Below are 19,981 nucleotides of genomic sequence, written 5' to 3'. Positions count from 1 at the left end.
GCGTAAAGCCTGCGGCATAGCTTCGCTTAGAGCGAGTCATCGAGCGTCGCGTCATGACAATTCCTAATTCCCTATTCCCTACTTAGAAGAATTTTTAATTCATGATCTAGCCAATTTTGAAACATTTGATTGAGTATTTCTTGATACCTGCTGTGAGTTAATTCGGCAGGTATAAATTCGTCAACCATAAAAAGATGATAGCCTTGAGAAGTTTTTATAGGGCCAATCAATTGCTTTGGTTGTTTACTAAATATCGCAGCGGCGATGTCTGGGTGAAGATCAAATCTGTAAAATCTACCTTGATAACCACACTTCTCACGGTGATGATTATTAATATTATAAAGATGAGCAGCATCATAAAAACTGATTTCATCTTCCTCAATTTGATAATATATTTCTTGAGCAAGTTGTTCGGAATCAACAATAATTTGATAGAATAGAACTTGCTCAAACTCTAGGCGATTTTGAAAAAAAAACCTTTCTACTTCTTGAGCAAACAGCGCTTCGGCTAACTTCTGTGACAACAGGCGATCGCAAATTCCCGTTTCCCAATCTTCAGGTGTCACCAATTGTTCTGCCAACCACGCTAGTGTGTCTGTGGCCTTTTCTAAACGTTTTTCACGGCGCTGGCGATTTGCTTCGGCTTCAATTTCCTCAGTCGTGACAAAGATTCCTTGTTCCTTGGCAGCGTAGTGTATCACCCTTTGAAATAAAATTTTTTGGTATACTTCCTTCAAATTCAATTCACTTTTGAGAAAGTTAACAATTTCCTCCGGTTCAATAAATATTTTTGAAAGCTCATTCATGTGTAATGACGATCAACAAAGAATTTAGCAAGCAGCAGTGGGTTATGGTAAATCCAGTCCTGATTTGATAGGTCTGAATCACCCATCAATTGTATTCTGACTTCTGCATTAGTCAACAAACCCCTTTGGGATAGGGAACAGGGGACAGGGAACTTAAATTAATTCAAAATAATCTGCTGCCAAATCAGGAAATGGCCAAAGACAGATTGTAGTAGCAGGTGGAAACTAAATCAGGAACCGAAACCTCTGGGAACTCCGGAGGTTTTTTCTCAATGTGGTGCAGGCGATGCCTAACGACAAGCCGCAAAGCGTTTACGCCCACTACTGATGTGAAAAAGCACCAAAATTTTTAGTAACTCATCAGTCAACTGAAGTAATCTAAATATAGAGTTGAGCGGCTGGGAGTGAAGATGATGTTGTTGGAATTAAAGCGCATCCATGTTCCACCAGGACAAAGAGTATTGCTGCAAGATGTAACTTGGCAAGAATTAGAAACAATTCTAGAGGAGTTAGGAGAACATCGTGGAGCGCGAATTGCCTATGACAGGGGAATACTAGAGATTATGGCACCATTGCCAGAACATGAATATGATAAAGAAATTATTGGCGATTTAGTCAAAGCTTTACTTGAAGAACTGAATAGAGAGTTTATCAGCCTTGGTTCTACCACTTTCAAAAACCAGGCAATGGCTCAAGGCATAGAACCCGATCAGTGTTTTTATATCCAGAACGAATCTAGAATTCGAGAGAAAAAGCGATTAGATTTAACAGTAGATCCCCCTCCAGATTTAGCTCTAGAAGTAGATATTACTTCTCGCACTCATCCCGATATTTATCAAGCCTTGAAGGTATCAGAACTTTGGCGTTTTGACAAAGGTAAGTTACAAATTAATATTTTGCAAGATGGACATTATATAGAGTCTCAAGAAAGCATAAATTTTCCTGGATTCTCATTGAATGAGGTAATTACTTACTATCTTGAACAAAGTATGACAGCAGGTAGAAATGCAACAATCAAGGCTTTCCGGCTGTGGGTGCAAAAGCAGCTACATACCAACAATTAACTCCTGAAAACTGAGGATGTGAACAATCACACAACAAGAGCATAAAAATCTCTCTTCCCCCTCATCTCCCCAATTTCAAAACAGAAATGGCAATCATCATTTCACAAGCTGAATATCAACAAAAGTGGTATGGCATTCGTAAAAATGTTCAGTATCCAGACTCTTTAGATTCTTTTGATGTGGTCTACTCATGTCCTGAGAAATTTGGTGTGGGATACGAGCGCTCGATTGAATTACGAGATATTAGTCTATTGATTATTAATCAGAAATATCACGAAGACTTGCAAATAGTATCCGAAGCCGAACAAGATGAATTTGGATGTATAGAATTTGGTTTTAATCTATCAGGTAATTATACTTGCAACCGATTGGATATTTTCAGAAATAGAGGTAGCAAAGAAAATTTTTTACAGTGGGATTTACCGTTTCAAAACTATGATACTTGTGTTGATACTTTGTTTAGAGACGAGCATTTTTTAAAAGTAGATATACATCTTAATTCTTCCGAAATTTTACATAATTTTGTACGTTGTATAAATCAAGAACTCCCGCCCAACTTAATCAAACTGATCGAAGGTAATAGTCAAGCAAGCTATATTGAAAATAATCAACTTACTTCGGCTATGTATTTGCCGCTGCAACAAATTATTAATTGTCCATTTCAAGGCATGACTAAACAGATTTATTTAGAGTCTAAATGTTTAGAATTAATTGCTTTGAAATTAGAGCAACTCACAAAAATTAGCAATGTATCTGTTAAATCTATAATTCTAAAACCTAGAGATATTGAGAAGATTCATCGCGCCCGAGATATTCTCATTTTTCAACAAGAAAAACCTCCTTCCATACTAGATTTGGCGCGAAAAGTAGGTATAAATGACAACAAATTAAAAATCGGATTTCGTCAGGTATTTGGTACAACAGTTTTTGGTTACTTGCATAATCACCGTATGGAAATAGCTAGGCAATTGCTGCAAGACGAAAAAATGCGCGTAGCTGCGGTTGCGAATATAGTGGGATATGCGAATCCTGGTCATTTCGCTGCTGCGTTTAAACGTAAATTTGGTGTTAGTCCCTCTGAATGTAAAGCAGGGAAGAAAATATGTGAGTAATTTTAACTTTTTAATTTTCTTTCAATATTTCCAAAACTGCTTTGCAGTGGACGTTATAGACTCACAACTACAAACCAACTCTCCCGCAATGGATCAAAGTCTCCGTGATTGAGTTGATTTGTACCCAGAAAACTATGTAGATTCTTTTAACTAGCTAATTAGTAAAATTTGTCTATAACAACTTGTGGTAGGTGGGGAGAAAAGTATATGAGATATGGGCGGCTGAATGGAATAAGTTCAGTCAGTGTTGCATTTGTTCTGATTGCAATATTGACACAACCTGCTACTAGTAGTGAGCTTTCAGAAGCATCAAATAAGCTGGAACTTGTCAAGAATGAGGCTCAAGTATTAGCACAGCAACCAGTTAGCCAAGTTGTGAAAGTTACGGGTGTTCAGATCAATAGCACAGATACAGGTATTGAATTAGTTTTACAAACATCTCAGGGAGAAGCACTCAAACCTGTTACGAAAACTGAAGGTAATAGCTTGATTGCAGATATCCCCAATGCTGTTTTGGAACTGCCAGATGGTAAAGAGTTTCGCTCTCAAAATCCTGTCAAGGGAATTGTTTCTGTAACTGTAACAGCAATAGATGCTAGTAGTATTCGAGTGACAGTTATCGGAGAAGCAAGTAGTCCCAAGGTGGAATTATTTGACGATTCAGAGGGTTTGGTATTTGGGTTTATACTAATTACGTCTTCTCAAGCGCAAACTCAGCCGACTCCTTCACAACAACTAGAGAATGAAACCGAACCAGAACAACCCATAGCTCAAGATGCTCAAGCCATTGAGTTGGTGGTAACGGGTGAGCAGGACGGATATCTCATACCACAAGCATCAACGGCTACTAAAACTGATACTTCTTTGCGTGATATTCCCCAGTCAATTCAGATTGTTCCTCGAAAACTGCTAGACGATCGCCAAATCACGCGAGTAGAGCAAGTAGCTGATACCGTTCCGGGAGTGCAACCCTTTGTGAGTTATGGGGGAACCCCGACTGCGAATTTTATTATTCGGGGCTTTAATAGCGGTGATAATGTTTATCGGGATGGTTTTCGAGAATTCAGTTTTGCTAATCCGATTAATATTGCTGGGATTGAGCAAATTGAATTTCTCAAGGGGCCTGCATCCGTTCTCTACGGGCAGAATGAACCAGGTGGTTTAGTGAATGTTGTCAGTAAGCAACCACTCCAACAACCATACTACTCGCCTGCTCTGACAATTGGGAGTTTCGATTTTTACCAAGGTACATTGGATATCTCGGGGCCACTCAATGAGCGGAAAACGGCAGCTTATCGTCTGAATTTGGCGTATGAAAATGCGGGTAGCTTTCGGGATTTTGTTGACTCCAAAGCTATCTTTGTAGCTCCTGCACTTTCGTTTGAGCTTGGCCCTCAAACTAAACTGACCTTCAATTTAGAATATCAAAACTACAACTTCACCTTCGATCGCGGTTTTCCAGCTGAGCTAGAAATCTTTCAGGTTCCCACTAGCCGCTTTTTAGGGGAACCCGATTTTAATGATGCCACTATCAATTACGGGCGTGCTAGTTATGTATTAGAACATCAGTTTAGTGAAAACTGGAAACTACGCCATGGATTTGCAATAGCGATCGCTAACAACGAAGTCTTTGCAATTTTACCAGAATCTTTACAAGCAGACCGTCGCACAGTCGATCGCGGCATCTCTAGAAGTGATGAGAGGCAAGAGAACTATACGCTGCAAACGGAAGTTTCGGGTAAATTTCAAACCGGATCGGTCGCACATCAAGTATTATTGGGAGTTGAATTGCTACGTTATCGATTTAACTACCAATTTTTCAATTCTGCGATCGCTCCCATTGACCTATTCAATCCCACTTATGGTGCCCAACCTGAAGGGCCGTTTGTTGATGAATTTGGCCCAGACACCTACGGAACAGACGCCATTAGCTTTTACTTTCAAGATCAGGTAACATTCTCGCAACAATGGAAACTTTTAGCTGGCGGACGTTTAGACTTAGCCCATACGAGCGATCGCTCAGGATTTGACCAAACCTTAGCAACGGATAACACCGATTTAGCCTTCAGTCCTCGCGTAGGTCTAGTGTATCAACCCTTTGACTGGCTCTCACTCTACGCTAGCTATGCCTCATCATTTAATCCTGTAATTTTTGGCACCAGTCGAACGGGAGAATCCTTTGAGCCAGAGCAAGGCAGTCAGTTGGAAGCAGGTATTAAAGCCGATGTCATTCCCAGTCGATTGTCTGCCACATTCGCCGTCTACGAAATTACCAAAAAGAACGTCTTGATCACCGATCCCGAAGACGATCGCTTCAGCCTTCAAACCGGAGAACAAAAAAGTCAGGGTATCGAATTTAACCTAGTTGGTCGCCCTATAGATGGTTGGGATATAGCTCTGTCTTATGCCTACACCGATGCCTTTGTCAGTGAGGATACGTTTATTCCCGTTGGCGATGAACTTGCTGGTTCCGCCAAGCATCAATTTGGCTTGTGGAATAGCTACGAGCTTCAGACAGGAACACTCAAAGGCTTAGGATTTGGTTTAGGACTTTATTACGTGAGCAAGCGTGAAGCAGTTCTTCCCAATACAGATGTGGATTTACCCAGCTACTTTCGCGCAGATGCTGCCATCTTCTACAAACGCGATAACTGGAAAGTGCAATTGAACGTTAACAACCTGACGAATGCAGATATCTACAATACTCGCGGATTCCTGGTAATGCCTCAACCACCGTTAACAGTATTAGGAACCATTTCTTATACGTTTTAAGTCCCCCGGTTCTATAACCAACAAGTTTTGTAATGGGGATTTAACCCCAATACAAAACTTAATTACGTTAGCGCCGCGGTAGCGAGTCCGCGAGCGTCATTACGAATTACGAATTACGAATTACGAATTACGAATTATTTAATGTCAATAGATTGTGTATGAGTAGTCGAAAACAAAGTTTCAGCCTCCTGCATGGTTCGGTCAACTATATGATAATTAGGAGTAAATATCAATAACTTAGAAAAATGACCCTGTTTCTGTCAGCAAGAGACGCTTATCGGCAACAGCAAAATGCTACTCCCATCTCTGAGCCAACATTAACCGAGTATCAAGCAGTGTTGGATGATCCTAAACAGCTAAGTCGGGGTTATGAACAGCAAATGGTTTTCCCCACAGGTATCTACTTGCTAGTAGAACAGTTCGATTTAGCCGAGGATTTAATTCTGGAGACAAATAACTATAACCTGCCTCTAATGGAATTTAGTTTTGCAGTGATTGGAGATGATGAGTCAGAAATTATACCTGCGGGACAAAATTTCATTGCTGCTTATTTTGATTGGGATGAAGGAATTCCTGGTAGTGGACTTTATTGGCGAGGAGGTCAACGCGTGCTACTTGTAGAAGTTGGCATCAATCCTCAACAATTTTTTGGCAAACATGAAGTTAGTGGTTTAGATTTTCTACCCAAATCACTTCAGTTGTATCTAGAGACTGACAATATATCCTTTCTCGACTACTTTCGCATGGGGCAAACTACACCTGAAATGCAAATTGTTTTGCATCAAATAGTTAATTGTCCTTTCCACGGTTTAATTAAAGATATTTACTTGCAAGCTAAATGCCTAGAATTAATGGCATTGAAACTGGAACCCGATACAGCAGGAGAACGAGAACTGATGCGATCGCGCATTTTGCGCGGAGACGATATTAACCGAATTTACCACGCTAGAGAAATTTTAATCCGCGATTTTGACAATCCACCCTCGTTGCTAGAATTAGCACAACTTGTAGGTTTAAACGATTACAAGCTCAAAATCGGGTTTCGTCAGGTTTTTAACACAACAGTATTCGGCTATTTGTATGCTCATCGTATGGAAAAAGCCAGAATGCTGCTCATGAGTCAGCAAATGACCATAAAGCAGGTAGCTAAGATAGTGGGTTACAACTGTCCTAGTCGCTTCGCTGTGGCTTTTAAAAAGCGCTTTGACATCCAACCAAGTCAATACTTAGATAGTTTTATTGTTGCCAAAAACACCTAAATAAATCCGTTTCGGCATATATCTTGAGAAGATTTTTACTACAAATTCCCGTATGCTGTTGATAATTAATCCTGATTAAAGATATTTGGGATTTGTAATCATACGGTGTGTGGGAGAGAAATGAGCAAGCAAACATTCAAAATATTCAGTTCTAGGCTGGAGTGGCTGCTAATATTTGCAATAATTTCGGTAGTTCAGCCAGCGAAAGCGCAAGATCATAACTCCTCCCCAACCCCCTCCTTAGAAAAACAAAGGCAGTGCGTGTTAGCGCGGGTGGGGTATTGTCTGTCTCAAGCTGGGAATGATTCAAGCGTGCAAGTCACGGGAGTGAAAGCCAATCCCACCGACAAAGGCGTCGAGGTAATTTTACAGACATCCCAAGGGCAACAACTGCAAATTACCAATCAGAATATGGGTAATAGTTTTATTGCAGATATTCCTAACGCACAGTTACGTTTAGCGAATGGCGAGGCATTCACATTTCGTTCCGAGAAACCACTTGCGGGTATTACTGAGATAACAGTAACAAATATAGATGCTAATACGATTCGAGTGACAGTTATAGGTGAAGCAAGTGTACCAGTTGTGGAGTTGTTTGATAGTCCCGACGAGGGTCTGATTTTTTCTGTTGCGAGTACTGTACCTGCCACACCGCAGCCAAGTGAAGAAACACAACAAACACAGCCAGAACAACCAACATCTCAAGAGGATGAAACGATTGAGTTGGTTGTAACCGGTGAGCAAGATGGGTATCGCGTAGGTGAATCATCAACAGCAACAAGGACTGATACACCTTTGCGTGATGTACCCCAATCTATTCAAATCATTCCCCGGCAAGTCATCGAAGATCAGAAAATCACGCGAATTTCAGATGCAGTCCGCAATGTGTCAGGTGTATCCCCTCTGACAGACTTTAGTGGCTCTTTTGACAGCTATACAATTCGGGGATTTGAAAATTTCAACATCTTGAGGAACGGCTTCAAAACTCAGCCCTCCTACATCTACGGGGCCAATATAGAACGGGTGGAAGTTCTCAAAGGGCCGGCTTCAGTATTGTATGGTCAATTTGAACCTGGTGGTATTGTTAATTATGTTACCAAGCAACCTTTAAATAACCCATACTATGCTGCTGGACTCACCGTTGGCAGTTACGACTTCTACAATCCCTCAATTGATATTTCTGGCCCCCTCACTGATGATAAGCGTTTGTTGTATCGCTTGAATGTTGCCTATGAAAATGCAGGCAGTTTTCGTGACTTTATTGATAACAAGGTTTTCTCTATATCTCCTGTCTTCACTTACAAACTGAGTGATGCCACAACATTGGGCTTCGAGTATGCCTACGTCAACCTTGATAATGGGTTTGATCGAGGATTGCGACCCAATCGGATATCCTTTGATCTACCTATCAGTCGTAACTTGGGAGATCCAAACCTAGACTTTTATCGTCAAGAAAATCATCAAGTGATTGTGAATGTGGATCATCGGTTTAACGAGAATCTCCGACTCAAGAGTGGCTTTTATGGTTACTTCTCTAGTGAAGAGACAGATTATGTTAATCCTGGCGATGACTTTGACGCAGATGGTCGCTTGCTGCGACAATTTGAGGATGGTGATGGGCCAGGACAGCAAAACGATTTATCTTGGCAGACCGATTTAATTGGTAAGTTTAAGACTGGCTCAATTGAGCATCAGCTACTAGTAGGCTTAGAATTGAGCAGAAGCAGTCGTCGCTATGCGGGATTTGGTGGAGCTGAGGATATCCCGGCATTAGATATTTTTAATCCCGTTTATGGTGGCTTTCCTCGCCCCACGAATTTTACTAGGGGTAATTTTTTTGACGCCACGACTGATACGGTAGGGATTTATTTGCAAGATCAGGTGACATTACTATCGAATCTGAAACTACTTTTGGGCGGTAGGTATGACTTTGTTAACTACAAGAGTAAGTTTGACTTCGAGACACTCGATCGCAGCAATATTCAAGAGGATAACTTTTACGACGAGGCTTTTTCTCCCCGTGTGGGCATCGTCTATCAACCCATAGAGCCGATTTCGCTCTATGCCAGTTTCAGCCGCTCTTTTGTACCCAATAATAATAGCTCTACGGCTAGTGGTTCACCATTAGAGCCTTCTCGCGGTACTCAGTACGAAGTTGGGGTTAAAGCTGAGATTAGCCCTCAGTTTTCAGTGACATTAGCTGCTTACGAGATTACCAAAACAAACGTCCCCACAACCGATCCGGAAGATGATAACTTTTCCATCGCTTTAGGAGAGGTGAAAAGTCGCGGGATTGAACTTGATATGACAGGAGAAATTTTACCTGGGTGGAAAGTTATCGCCTCGGCTTATGTGAATGATGCCTTTATTAGTAAAGACTCCGATACCACTTTGGAAGGATCGCGATTTGCCAATACAGCGCAAACAGGAGCAAGTTTATGGACAACCTATGAAATTCAAAAAGGAGATTTTCAAGGGTTAGGTTTCGGCACAGGGATCTTTTATGTGGGCGATCGCATTGCTAATCAAAGTGACCCGTTTACGCTTCCTGCCTACGTTAGAGCCGATGCTGCCATCTTTTACAAACGCGATAACTGGCGGCTTGGCCTCAACTTCAAGAATCTCGGCAATGTCAAAGCATACGACACAAACGGCTATCTTGTCTTTCCGCAAGCGCCTTTCACCGTGCTAGGTACAGTTTCGATAGAGTTTTGACCGACAAACAAAAGTATCTGAGTTGCCTAAATTTATTTATGGAGAAGCAAAATCCGTTGCTAATTTGCTTTTACAACCTCAATTTCTTGTTCAACCAAATCGGTTCCTATCTGCTCATGCCGTCCCCAAAACTCATCTAGCAACTCAAAAAAGCGATGAAATGCTCGTTCGTCACTGCCCGTATAAAACTCGATTATCTTTGCCCATGAAGCTGATATTGATATGTTATATCGCTCTTGTAGCCACGGCTGAAACTCATCATAAAACTCAATTTCTGCTTGAGTTAACTCAATTCCTAGCTCCTGTCTTGCCGTCTGATACCCTTCTAAAAATATGAACAGATCATGCGCTGAAATATGCCCAATATACATACCAGGTCTAACTCGAATTTTTTCCAAGAGATCAAAAATCCCTTTCATAAACTCTCCTAAAAATCTTCCAATTCTTCAACCAGAAACTCACCATTACGACTACAAAAATCCTGAATCCATTCGTCCAATGTTAGCCCTTCACTTGACAAATTATCGAATATCTTGCCTCGAACTTTCACACCATAGTGAATCCCATTTCTGGTGATCGATTCCCTAATCCCTAGCTTTTCCAATCGCAAACTAATGATAAAACGCTCTCTATATCTCGTCTTTAGCCTGAGTAACTTTCCCTCAATTCTATTGTTTCTTAACCATTTCAGGACTGCCACAGCACATTCTTGACATTTAAGATTCTCGTACTGACTAAGCTAAAAAACATCTAAATTACATAATCAAATTAAATAAAACTCTTGTGGGGTGGGCATCTTGCCCGCCCTAATTATGCAAGTTATATGTGGAACAGCTTAACAATCTTTCCAATCTCTTGATAAATCTCCTCATCTGTAAGTTCTTGCACGTCCCCAAAACTCTCTGCAATGGTAAACCCATACCAAGGCTAACTCAATATTAAAAGCTGACTAGGAGCATTTGCCATGAACACTAAATTACTCCGCAACTGGATATTTACCCTGCATCGCTACTTGGGATTAGCGATCGCCCTAATTGTGATCATGATCGGTATCACAGGGAGTTTACTGGTTTTCCATAGCGAGATTAACGCTGCCGAATTGCATCACCGTATAGGTGCGATCGCTCCTCAAGGACAACCCCTTCCCGTAGAAGCAATCTTAGAAAAGGTACAAGCTGCTTATAAAAACCAACCTGATGTAGCAATTCGGCGAATTAATCTCCCCACTGCCGCCAACGACACTGTTAGAGTCACCCTCAAAACCAAAACAGATGAGTGGGCACAAGCCTATGTCAATCCCTACACAGGAGCAGTTTTAGGCGATAGCTTATCGAGCCAAAGCATGGTAGAACAGTTCTTTAAAGTTGTGCTTGAACTGCATTACGCCCTGCTTGCCGGAGATTTGGGCGTCAAACTGGCTGGTGTTGTGGGTTTGCTGATGTCTATTCTGACGATTACCGGAGTAGCACTCTGGCCTGGTTGGCGTAAATTAATTAATGGCTTCAAAATCAAGTGGAATGCCCATCCTAAACGAGTGAACTTTGACGTACACAAAGTTGTTGGTATTGTTGCTGCCGTCTTTTTATTTTTAACTTTTTTCACTGGCTTTTGTTGGAACCTGGGCGAGATTGCCAGACCAATCATTTACGCTTTTAGCTTTAGTCCGATGTCAGCGCTGGAGGATGCAACCTCAACGCCTGCCGCAGGCCGGACTTCCATCAAGTTGACAGATGCCTTGTTACGAAAAGCTGATGCTGCCCTGCCTGGATTTGAAACTACCTACATTGCTTTGCCTGCGGAGTCAGATCAGATAAAGGGGGCGTTTATGATCCGCAAGCGATCGTCTGCGAATAACCCTAGTTGGGACAGCAGCGTGTTTATCGATCAATACAGTGGTGAAGTGATTAGAGTTGATAATGGTGTAAAACAGCCACTAGGAGCGCGCATTGAAAACAGTTTTGCAACATTGCACTACGGTACATTTTGGGGAATACCCAGCCGTGTTCTTTATGTATTTGTGGGACTAGCACCGCTAATTCTATTTGTGACTGGGGTTGTCATGTATTACCACCGTCGAAAAATCAAAACAGTCATGACATCAGAAGAAGTTACACAGTAAATTTCAAATCGGCTCGGTCGCGCATCAAGTATTATTGGGAGTTGAATTGCTACATTATCGATTTAACTACCAATTTTTCAATGGGAGCGATCGCTCCCATTGACCTATTCAATCCCACTTATGGCGCACAACCTGAAGGGCCTTTTGTTGATGAATTTGGCCCAGACACCATTAGCCTTTTAAAAAATCGCAAGCAAATATATTTTTTTCGTAAAGATAGTTTTATGTTATTACTTTGTAGCTTTGGTTACTGAGATAATCTAACAGAAAAAATACTAGTTACCTATGTTCACTAAACTATCTTTGAAACAATTATCTCAAGCTACTGCTACAACAGTACTTGCTATTGCTACCCTTGCATCTGTTGGAACTACTAGAACTAGTGCTGCACAGTTACAAACATTCAAGGTTTCCGGAACACTTGGTGATATTATATACTTCCCAGGTTCAGAGACGAGTTCTTTAGACAGTTATGTAAATGGTTCTTTTTATGGAGGCTATACAGTAGACGTTGATCAACTGCCTGCTATGCCTGGTAAAAGTGTACCTCTAAAAAATTGGGGTATAGGCATACGGAGTTCTTCAGGTGAAATTGTGTCCGGTTTTTCATCAGAAGAAGTTGGATTCCCTTATTTTGCAGGAGGTTACGTGGGTTCAGACAGTGTGGAGTTCAGTACCAGCGCTAGCCCAAGCTCTTCCCAATCATTGTCATTGTTTGTTGACAGTAATTTTAAAGGAGTAAGTCTAGGACGTCCGCAATCCGAATTTTCTGGAGTAGAGCTTCCTGCTCCTATCTATGGAATTTTTTATGCTAACGAATATTACATCACCGTTACTTCCTTTAAAAGCGAACCTGTACCAGAACCCTTGACTGTTGGTAGTACAATTGTTGCTGGCGCTATAGGGTTGTGGCTAAAGCGTAAGAAGCAAGAAGACTCTCAAACAGTCTAGTTTCTTTTAAACAGGTGCGACATGTTTTGAGCAACCTTTTGACTTTTTACTTGTTTTGACGCTTAACAGGGTTCATCCACACTTCCAGAAAAGAGAAAAATTGTGATGAAAGCAAGGTGAGAACTAAGTAAACGATCGCAACTGCGGTGTAAATCTCAAAAGCACGATAAGTATCAGCAACAATTAATTGACCGCGCCGGAAAAGTTCTTCAAAGCCAATCACGGCGACAAGACTGGTATCTTTGAGTAGGGTGATAAATTCGTTGCCTAAAGGCGGAATCATCCGACGCAGTGCTTGCGGAAAGATAATGTAGTACATCGTTTGTACTTCACTCATACCTAAAGTTTTAGCTGCTTCTGTTTGCCCCAACTCAATAGATTGAATTCCAGCGCGGACAATTTCGCTAATATAAGCAGCAGCATTGAGACTCAAAGCAACAACCGCAGCTAATAAACGGTCAAAACGCAAGGTGACACCAAAACTTTGAGCTAGTGCTGGTAAACCAAAGTAAATCATAAAAATCTGCACTAACAAGGGCGTACCACGCAAAAAATCAACATAAATGCGTGTTGCCCAGCGCAGAGGCAAAATTGGCGAAAGACGAGCAATGCCAACAAGGGAGCCGCCAATCATACCTAAAACAGCCGAGAGTGCTGTGATTTGGAGTGTGACTCCAGTACCTAAAAGTAAATCAGGCAAAGCCTTGAGGATAATATTGAGACTCTCTAGCATGGGAGTGGGGTTAACAATTCAAAATTCAAAATTCAAAATTCAAAACAAATGACCAATGACTTATTTTGCAGATGTAGTTGGAATGGTTTTTGGTAGTTGTGGAGGTTCTGCGCTAAACCATTTTTGATAAATTTGGGTATAGGTACCGTCTGCAATTAACTTTTCTAAGGATGTGTTAACGGCGTTGAGGTTGGGAGAATTTTTAGGCATGGCTATGCCATAAAATTCTTCAGTGACGAGTTGACCAACAACTTTTAAATTTTTGAGATTACCATTTTTGATAGCATAGAGCGTCACAGGAGCATCGTTGACTACGGCATCCACGTTACCATTTACTAGTTCTTGTAGAGCTAAAGGAGCAGAGTCAAATTCTCTGACTTGGGAACCAGTGACGCTTTTAGCTGTTTTGGCTCCGGTTGTGCCAATTTGCGCGGCAATTTTTTTGTTTTTGAGACTATCTAATGAGGTAATAGTTGTATTATCTTTGCGAACAGCGATCGCTAACCCAGCTTTAAAGTAAGGTCGAGTAAAAGAAACTGTTTGGGCACGTTCCGGTGTGATTGTAATCGAGCTAATCGCAGCATCCACAGTATTTGCCTGAAGTGCGGGAATAATGCCATCAAAAGGCAAACTCTGAAACTCAACTTTTAGTCCCGCAGCTTTTCCCACTGCTTTCATCAAATCGATATCAAAGCCAACTAATTCACCTCCTGTCCCTTTTGACTCAAAAGGTGGAAATGCAGGTTCAGTAGCAACTTTGATAGTTTTTCCTGTGGCACTGGCTGCGGTTGGTGGTGACGTGTTACTAGTATTATTACTATTACAAGCAGATATAACTAATGCGGCACTCAACCCAGCTAAGAATTGCTTGATAAAAAGCGATCGCATCATTCTCGACTCGAACATAATCTTCTACTTCTCTGTAAATTTTGATAGTCTACGGTAATTAAAATAATTCGTAATTCGTAATTCGTAATTCGTAATTATTTATTTTTTCTCATCTCAACTAGCCTGATTGTTATTTATTCCTGCTTCTGAATCAATTGCTCAATTTAACCGTAAAATTACATACTATGGACAATGGACAATTCCACACGCGCCATTATTTTTACTAGAATCGAGAAAAGCTTTGGCTCGCTGAAAGTCCTTAAAGGCATCAGTGGTGAGATCAACCGGGGAGAAGTTGTTGCAGTTGTTGGTTCTTCAGGTTGTGGTAAGAGTACTCTGCTACGCTGCTTCAATCGCTTAGAAACTGTTGACAATGGACAGCTAATAGTTAATGGTATAAATTTATCCCAGCTTACAGTTAACTATAATCAACTACGGCAACTACGTACACAAGTTGGTATGGTTTTTCAACAGTTCAACCTGTTTCCTCATCTGAACGTTTTAGAAAATATGATACTGGCTCCGTGTAAAGTTTTAGGTAAAACACGAAAAGAAAGTACCCAGTTGGCAGCGTTGTATTTAGAAAAAGTCGGTTTATTTGATAAAGCGTCTAGTTATCCTGAACAATTATCTGGGGGTCAAAAGCAACGAGTAGCCATAGCTCGTAGTTTATGTATGAACCCCAAAATTATGCTGTTTGACGAACCCACCAGCGCTTTAGATCCGGAACTTGTGGGAGAAGTTTTACAAGTAATGCAGCAATTAGCCGCTGAGGGGATGACAATGGTGATTGTCACTCACGAAATGCAATTTGCGCGGGAAGTCGCACATCAGGTGATATTTTTAGACCAAGGTGTTGTAGCAGAACAAGGTAAAGCTAGTGAAGTTTTGACCAATCCGCAAAGCGATCGCCTGCGTATTTTCCTCAGCCGCTTCAAGCCACTTTAAATACTAAGAGATGAAAGGGAACAGGGAACACTTCGGCTACGCTCAGTGCATCGCAGGGAACAGGGAAATTTACTTTTTTGGTAAAAATAATAATAGGATTACGGAAAAGCTTTTTCCCTACTCCCCACTCCCCACTCCCCACCTACGCAAATCAACTCAAAAATTAAAACGAACTGTTATAACTTTTTATTAATCTTTGAATAACTCAATCTTTACTAATTACCATTACAAGACATGGTAATTACTTAACCTATAATATTCTCACTTTGGCTTACCATTAACTTAGTATGAAATCCAATCACTCCTTACAGCTAAATCGTCGCCAGTTTTTACTAAGCTCGGCTTTGACAGCAGGTGGAATTATTTCTACAAATCTGATCTCAAAATCACGAGTTTTTGCTCAAGCACCTGCAATTATCACCTCCGATAAAATGCGTCCTGGCATACCTTATGGCATAGCTACTGGAGATATCAGCGACGATAGCGTGATTATTTGGAGTCGTAGCGATCGCCCCGCCAAAATGATCGTAGAATATTCCACAAGCGAATCCTTTCGTAATGTGCAGCGTGTTTTCGGGCCTAACGCTTTAGAAAATAGCGACTTTACAGCGCGACTGAATCTCAAAAAATTACCACCTGATCAACAGATATTTTATCGGGTAATTTTTCAAGATTTAGATGATAACAACACCTACAGCGTTCCTGTCAATGGAACTTTCCGAACCGCGCCTATATCTAGTCGAGATATATTCTTTGTTTGGGGTGGAGATACAGCCGGTCAGGGATGGGGAATTAATCCTGATTTTGGTGGCATGAAAATTTACGAAACCATGCGTAAACTTAATCCCGACTTTTTCATCCATTGTGGTGATACTATTTACGCTGATGGGCCAATTGGATCAGAAGTAAAGTTAGATGACGGCACTATTTGGAAAAATATCACCACAGAAGAAAAATCAAAAGTAGCAGAAACTCTTAAAGAATTTCGTGGTAATTATCAATACAATTTGCTAGATGAAAATGTGAGGCGTTTTAATGCCCAAATACCTACTTTGGCACAATGGGACGACCACGAAACTACAAATAATTGGTATCCTGGAGAAGTTTTGCTCAACGATGAACGCTATCAAGTCAAGAATGTTTCTTTGTTAGCAGAAAGAGCAAGACAAGCATTTTTAGAATATATGCCTATTACATACACAACAGATAATCCAGACAAAACAAGAATTTATCGCTCTTTCAAGTATGGCCCATTATTAGACATTTTCATGCTTGATGAACGTACCTACCGGGGGCCAAACACCCCCAATAATCAGCCAGTACCTAGCAAAACCACAGAATTTTTGAGTAGAAAACAACTGCAATGGCTCAAAAGACAATTGCTATTATCCAAAGCAACATGGAAAGTCATTTCTAGTGATATGCCTTTGGGGTTGATAGTTAAAGATGGTGATACTGATTTTGAGGCTTGGGCTAACGGAAACGGCCCGGCATTAGGAAGAGAATTAGAACTTGCAGATTTACTCAGATTTATCAAAAATAAGCAAATTAAAAACGTTGTTTGGATAACTGCTGATGTACATTATGCAGCAGCTCATTATTATGACTCAAATAAAGCATTATTTACCGACTTCAAACCTTTTTGGGAATTTGTCGCTGGGCCACTTAACTCTGGCACATTCGGCCCAAATCAATTAGAAAATACCTTTGGCCCTCAATTAATATTTCAAAGCCTTCCTCCAGAGACGAAACCAAATCGCCCCCCAAGTGAAGGTTTACAATTCTTTGGAGGAGTCAAAATTAATGGTAATACAAAGGTGATGACAGTAACGCTACGTAATTTGATTGGAGAGACTGTTTATAGTGTAGATTTACCGCCAGAGAAATAAATTACTCAAAATGGGGAATTGGGAATTGGGAATGGACAAGAGGACGCGGGGACGCGGAGAAAATTTCCCCCTCATCTCCCTCATCTCCCTCATCTCTCCCTGCCCCCTGCCCCCCTGCCAGTTCAACATCAAGGCTTCTTTGATTTCTTCCGCGCGGCGTCACGTACTTTTTGATTGAGTAAATAACCGAAGCCAGCAGCCTCCATCCGAGATACAAATTCTTCGCGGGTGTGCGAGAGGGCGCTAGCAGTGGCATCAAGATTCCAGTTATACTCAGCTAGTTTGCTTAGTAAATAGGCACGGCGAGTTTGAGCTTCTGATAAACGGTAGGTTTTAAGATACTCTAGCTCTCCATTATCTCGGACGATCGCTTCCCCAATATGGTTTTCTTGCTTGAGTTGCAAGCTAGTTATAAATCTTTGCAAAAAGAACGGGCCAGCAGTATAAATTACTTGAGATTGCAATCTGTGTTGTAAAAGTCCCTCAGCCATGAATCCTTGAAATGATGCCCAATCTGATCGCATTTTGGCGATCGCTACTCCTAAATCTGCCAAACTATTAATCTGAGACTCATCTACAGATATATGCATTGGGAAGGTTGTATCGTAAAGCAAGCCATACTGATAAATCAACTCACCATAAAAATCTTCTAGCAAGCTAGTGTGCAAAGCACGATAATCTTCTGGAGTGGGAAGTACAAAAGCTGAAGCTAAAGCTTCGGCAACAAATACCAACACTCCCACCTGTTTTTGGTGAATTTCAAATACCCTCAAAGCATCTTCTAATCCAGTAATATAACGTCCACTAACACTCATTTCGTAGCGCGAACCCAGTCCATAAGATAGTGCATACTGAGAATACTCACGCCAAGCAATATCAGGCCCTGAGAAAAATAGCGATAAAAAACCCTCCATCGCCAAGTGCAGTGGCAGAAATCTCAATCGATTACCCGATTCTCGCTTTGCCATGCGATGCATCAAGCGCACACTTGCACAACCACAGTCCAGACGCTTACCGTCAGGTTTTACCATCTGTCCACCAAATGCTGCTACTGGACTGCCATCATCACTCCAAGACATCACCAACCCGTGGGGTACATAAGAAAAGTATTTCATACCTGGTTGCGTCATCTCACCTTCAACACAGACAACGCTAATGTCTTCGTTATAGGCACGGCGTAGCAAACGCAAGTCACCCCGCACCTGATGCCGCAATAAGGGTACAATCCGCACAGCTCCCCGTATTTGCGAAGGCGCAATTTCTAGTCCTTTTAAAGATATATTTGTTAATAATTTATTTTTTTGTGCCATTTTTTATACAAATAGGGTGTGTTATGGCTTCAACCTAACACACCGTGTTATCTGGCTACTATCATTTTATTTTTACTGTTCCCTGTTCTGTTACCTAAATATATAATTTATTTTGCACGACTGCTTATATTTTAGTTAATCGCTGCCTAATCACTTCAGGTAATCGTTCTGGATACTTAGAAAAATAAAAGATTTTTAATAAAAGAAAATTGAAATTACGAGCTAACCGAATTTGCCATTGCCCCATTAAGGATAATGTTTTAACATAATTATCAAATAAGTATTTGATTCGTGCTAAGCTGGTTCCTCTTGCAGCATCATCAAATGTTTTGGTTCCTGGATAATATCTATAGTTCCCCCAAGTCTCATTAAAATATTTAACATGAGATGAACAAACCGCTTTTAAGAGGAAATCTATATCCATTAGATAATGTTCTTCTACATCATAGAGTCCGATTTGCTGATGCAATGATTTGTGATAGAAGTAAGCAGACGGATTTACAGGATAAGAAGCATCAATAATACCATGATCGTTAATGCGCCTTTCTAACAGTAAATCAATCGTTCGTAATCGTTTAGGTTTATTAATATAAATTAGTTTATCTTTCTGATTTAAAACATTACAGTTGCCAACAATTAAACTAGGCTCTGGCAAAGTTGAGAAAATTTCGTATATGTGATTAAGAACATTTATTTCATAAAAATCATCGACATTTAAAACACCAACAATCTGTCCTTGTGCCATAGCAATTCCTTTATTGATGGCATCAGATTGTCCTCGATCCTTTTCACTAATCCAGCGGATGTGAGGATATTGATTGGCTTTATCCTTAATAATGTCTACTGTTTTGTCGCTTGAACCTCCATCTACAATGATATGCTCCACTTCTAAACAGTTTTGGTCAATGACAACTTGAAGACAAGATTCTATAAATTTTTCCCCGTTATAAACTGGTGTAATTATACTAATCATAAAGTTATATAAAGTTTCAATTTGCCTTATTTTTATAGGCGACGGCTTAGCGTATCCGTTTTCTTACTGGTTTGCGGTGGGATCAGTCACACCTAACGAAGTTGCAAACTGCTCTTATGTTAAATCAATATAAATAACTTCTGGTTGGTTGATTATCAAAGGTTTTTGATGTTCATTTAGCTTGATTTCTACTACTTTATATGATCAGCGGTATATATTTCATTACATCGTAGTAGTGCTAAAGCTAAATTGCAAGTTCGAGAATATACCGAAATTTATAATTAAACTCATTTAGCTTGCGTAATTATTCTAGAGCATATTTAGTATAATTTATTACTTAAAGTTTTATGTACCAACAGTCTCATAACACCATATTTTAAGAATAGATTTCTTGCAAAAATACTTGAACCGTCAGAGACTCAAGTCTCTGCCTAATAGCAAA

At 40.5% G+C, this 19,981-nt stretch carries 14 protein-coding genes and 2 pseudogenes; 10 read left to right on the top strand and 6 right to left on the bottom strand.

What is annotated here, in order from left to right:
• Positions 1 to 71: 71 nt before the first annotated feature.
• A complete protein-coding gene (locus tag AC5JMF_RS19815) occupies positions 72 to 806 on the bottom strand; it encodes a peptidylprolyl isomerase (RefSeq protein WP_495797435.1) in 735 nt (244 codons plus the stop codon).
• Positions 807 to 1,219: 413 nt separating this feature from the next.
• Between AC5JMF_RS19815 and AC5JMF_RS19810 the strand changes: the two genes are divergently transcribed.
• From AC5JMF_RS19810 to AC5JMF_RS19790, 5 genes are all read left to right on the top strand, one after another.
• Positions 1,220 to 1,870: a Uma2 family endonuclease gene (locus AC5JMF_RS19810; protein WP_495797436.1), complete on the top strand. Its 651-nt coding sequence runs from the start codon at positions 1,220 to 1,222 to the stop codon at positions 1,868 to 1,870.
• Between the two features lie 86 nt (positions 1,871 to 1,956).
• Positions 1,957 to 2,982, top strand: a complete 1,026-nt coding sequence (locus AC5JMF_RS19805) for a helix-turn-helix transcriptional regulator (protein ID WP_495797434.1) — start codon at positions 1,957 to 1,959, stop codon at positions 2,980 to 2,982.
• Positions 2,983 to 3,189: 207 nt separating this feature from the next.
• On the top strand, positions 3,190 to 5,754 hold the full coding sequence (locus AC5JMF_RS19800) for a TonB-dependent siderophore receptor (RefSeq protein ID WP_495797433.1): 2,565 nt from the start codon (positions 3,190 to 3,192) through the stop codon (positions 5,752 to 5,754).
• A gap of 245 nt (positions 5,755 to 5,999) precedes the next feature.
• Positions 6,000 to 7,013: a helix-turn-helix transcriptional regulator gene (locus AC5JMF_RS19795; RefSeq protein ID WP_495797432.1), complete on the top strand. Its 1,014-nt coding sequence runs from the start codon at positions 6,000 to 6,002 to the stop codon at positions 7,011 to 7,013.
• A 120-nt stretch (positions 7,014 to 7,133) separates the two neighbouring features.
• Positions 7,134 to 9,728: a TonB-dependent siderophore receptor gene (locus AC5JMF_RS19790; RefSeq protein WP_495797431.1), complete on the top strand. Its 2,595-nt coding sequence runs from the start codon at positions 7,134 to 7,136 to the stop codon at positions 9,726 to 9,728.
• 59 nt (positions 9,729 to 9,787) lie between these two features.
• On the opposite strand, the gene AC5JMF_RS19785 is transcribed toward AC5JMF_RS19790, so the two are convergent.
• Both AC5JMF_RS19785 and AC5JMF_RS19780 read right to left on the bottom strand, forming a co-directional pair.
• Entirely contained in the window at positions 9,788 to 10,147 is a 360-nt protein-coding gene (locus AC5JMF_RS19785; protein WP_495797430.1) for a hypothetical protein, read from the bottom strand.
• 8 nt (positions 10,148 to 10,155) lie between these two features.
• A pseudogene (locus tag AC5JMF_RS19780) lies at positions 10,156 to 10,452 on the bottom strand (papain fold toxin domain-containing protein); the annotation flags it as partial.
• A 240-nt stretch (positions 10,453 to 10,692) separates the two neighbouring features.
• Here AC5JMF_RS19780 and AC5JMF_RS19775 point away from each other — a divergent pair.
• The 3 genes from AC5JMF_RS19775 to AC5JMF_RS19765 are packed head-to-tail and all read left to right on the top strand — an operon-like array spanning position 10,693 to position 12,798.
• Complete coding sequence (locus tag AC5JMF_RS19775) at positions 10,693 to 11,847, top strand: PepSY-associated TM helix domain-containing protein (protein ID WP_495797429.1); 1,155 nt, start codon at positions 10,693 to 10,695, stop codon at positions 11,845 to 11,847.
• 41 nt (positions 11,848 to 11,888) lie between these two features.
• Complete coding sequence (locus tag AC5JMF_RS19770) at positions 11,889 to 12,101, top strand: hypothetical protein (protein WP_495797428.1); 213 nt, start codon at positions 11,889 to 11,891, stop codon at positions 12,099 to 12,101.
• Between the two features lie 31 nt (positions 12,102 to 12,132).
• Complete coding sequence (locus AC5JMF_RS19765) at positions 12,133 to 12,798, top strand: PEP-CTERM sorting domain-containing protein (protein ID WP_495797427.1); 666 nt, start codon at positions 12,133 to 12,135, stop codon at positions 12,796 to 12,798.
• Positions 12,799 to 12,844: 46 nt separating this feature from the next.
• Here AC5JMF_RS19765 and AC5JMF_RS19760 read toward each other — a convergent pair.
• Positions 12,845 to 14,422: pseudogene (locus tag AC5JMF_RS19760) on the bottom strand (ABC transporter permease subunit).
• A 189-nt stretch (positions 14,423 to 14,611) separates the two neighbouring features.
• On the opposite strand from AC5JMF_RS19760, the gene AC5JMF_RS19755 reads away from it, so the two are divergent.
• Together AC5JMF_RS19755 and AC5JMF_RS19750 are read left to right on the top strand one after the other, a co-directional pair.
• Positions 14,612 to 15,367: an amino acid ABC transporter ATP-binding protein gene (locus AC5JMF_RS19755; protein WP_495797426.1), complete on the top strand. Its 756-nt coding sequence runs from the start codon at positions 14,612 to 14,614 to the stop codon at positions 15,365 to 15,367.
• Between the two features lie 287 nt (positions 15,368 to 15,654).
• Positions 15,655 to 17,256, top strand: a complete 1,602-nt coding sequence (locus AC5JMF_RS19750) for an alkaline phosphatase D family protein (protein WP_495797425.1) — start codon at positions 15,655 to 15,657, stop codon at positions 17,254 to 17,256.
• Between the two features lie 128 nt (positions 17,257 to 17,384).
• Here the strand turns inward: AC5JMF_RS19750 and AC5JMF_RS19745 are convergent, their stop codons facing one another.
• Together AC5JMF_RS19745 and AC5JMF_RS19740 are read right to left on the bottom strand one after the other, a co-directional pair.
• The gene (locus AC5JMF_RS19745) at positions 17,385 to 18,566 is read right to left on the bottom strand and encodes an ARPP-2 domain-containing protein (protein ID WP_495797424.1); all 1,182 of its coding nucleotides are present in this window, start codon (positions 18,564 to 18,566) and stop codon (positions 17,385 to 17,387) included.
• 124 nt (positions 18,567 to 18,690) lie between these two features.
• Entirely contained in the window at positions 18,691 to 19,539 is an 849-nt protein-coding gene (locus AC5JMF_RS19740; RefSeq protein ID WP_495797423.1) for a glycosyltransferase family 2 protein, read from the bottom strand.
• Positions 19,540 to 19,981 lie beyond the last annotated feature (442 nt).

This window comes from Desmonostoc vinosum, assembly GCF_059505385.1.
This window is presented reverse-complemented; position numbering and strand designations above follow the sequence as displayed.